The sequence below is a fragment of the Caballeronia zhejiangensis genome (assembly GCF_000698575.1).
Classification (GTDB): Bacteria; Pseudomonadota; Gammaproteobacteria; order Burkholderiales; family Burkholderiaceae; genus Caballeronia; species Caballeronia zhejiangensis.
Genome location: NZ_JFHD01000097.1, coordinates 1 through 1,590, shown reverse-complemented (window position 1 = coordinate 1,590; position 1,590 = coordinate 1). Strand labels below are relative to the sequence as shown.

The following is a 1,590-nucleotide window of genomic DNA, read 5'->3' as shown; positions in this document are numbered from 1 at the left end:
AAACCCGCTTCGGCGGGCTAATGAGATGGTCACCCCCACACCCTGCGAGGGCTACGCTTTCGCAGGGTGTTTTGTTTTTGGAGGCCATCATCATGAGCGAGTCAGCACTGATCGGGATCGATCTCGGCAAACATAATTTCCACCTTCTGGGCCAAGACAAATCGGGCCGCGAGGTGTTTCGCAAAAAGCTCTCGCGAGCGCAGATGATGCGGTTCTTCGGCAACTTGCCGAGCTGCGTCGTGGTAACGGAAGCCTGTGCCGGCTCTCACTTCATCGCCCGTCAGCTTGCGGCGATGGGGCATACGACCAAGTTGATTTCACCGCAGTTTGTCCGCCCTTTCGTCAAGGGCAACAAAAATGACTTTATCGACGCAGAGGCCATTTGCGAGGCGGCTTCCCGTCCGTCCATGCGCTTCGTTACGCCTAAAACCGAGTCTCAGCAAACCCTGTCTGTCCTGCATCGCATGCGCGAGTCGTTGGTGCATGACCGCACCAAGACAGCCAATCAGATGCACGGTTTCCTGCTGGAATTTGGCATCAGCCTGCCCAAAGGCTCAGCCATCATGAAGCGTTTGGCAGCTGTTTTGGCCGAGCATGAGCTGCCTGTGCGGCTGACAGTGCTGTTGCAACGCCTGCACGATCACTTCGTTTACCTGGATGAACAGATCAAGGAACTGGACAAACAACTGGCTTGCCAGCTGGCCGACGATGATCTGGGGAGCCGTTTGCTTAGCATGCCGTGTGTCGGTCCGATCACCGCCAGCCTTCTGGCTGTAGAAATGGGCGATGGCAAGCAATACCGATGCAGTCGCGATTTTGCGGCTTCAGTGGGCTTGGTGCCGCGACAGTACAGCACGGGCGGCAAAGCCAATTTGTTGGGGATCAGCAAGCGGGGTGACAAGCACCTGCGGCAACTGCTGGTGCAATGCTCCAGGGTTTACATGCAGAGGCTGGATCATCAGAAGGGGGCTTTGGCCGACTGGGTGCGAGCGCTGCTGCGCCGACGACACTCGAATGTGGTGGCCTGTGCCCTGGCCAACAAACTGGCGCGTATCGCTTGGGCGATAGCGGCTCACCATGCGCAATATGAAGCAGGGCCAGACGCCTTGAACGCCTGACCCTGCGGTTGTTGCAGTACCACAATTCACCCTTCAGGTTTTGCGATAGCTGAACAACGGATGACGTGAACGGCCTACCGGCCTGGCGAAGATCCTGACATAAAAATCGGCTTCAGAAGCCGACGGGTTTTTAAGGATCGTCAGGCGCGACTCTCATCGTGGCGCTGGGGCAAGCCCCAAACAGACGCCGGATAGATTTAAGCAAGCCAACCACATCGCCCGTTAATCAGTATTGCAAAAATGGGGGGGACCATAGATTTTTTAAGCGTTACCTGATATCAGGCGTTGCTTACAGCGCCAGGTCAGACGCTGGCTTGCTCGGCGCGGCCGCAGGCTTGGCAGCCTCGGTGGCTTTTGGAGCAGTCAGTTGCGGAATCGCAGGCGGTGGGGTCAGTTGCAGGATACCGGCGGTGTAGGCCCATTCCTTGGCAACAGCCTCAGGACTGTCGTTCAGCTTGGTGCCGTAGCTTGG

At 57.3% G+C, this 1,590-nt stretch carries 1 protein-coding gene and 1 pseudogene; one reads left to right on the top strand and one right to left on the bottom strand.

What is annotated here, in order from left to right; all coding sequences use genetic code 11:
* Positions 1–92: 92 nt before the first annotated feature.
* Positions 93–1,118, top strand: coding sequence for an IS110 family RNA-guided transposase (locus BG60_RS36065; protein ID WP_024074122.1), 1,026 nt, complete (start codon positions 93–95; stop codon positions 1,116–1,118).
* Between the two features lie 289 nt (positions 1,119–1,407).
* Here BG60_RS36065 and BG60_RS36060 read toward each other — a convergent pair.
* Positions 1,408–1,590, bottom strand: a pseudogene (locus BG60_RS36060) (malate:quinone oxidoreductase); the annotation flags it as partial.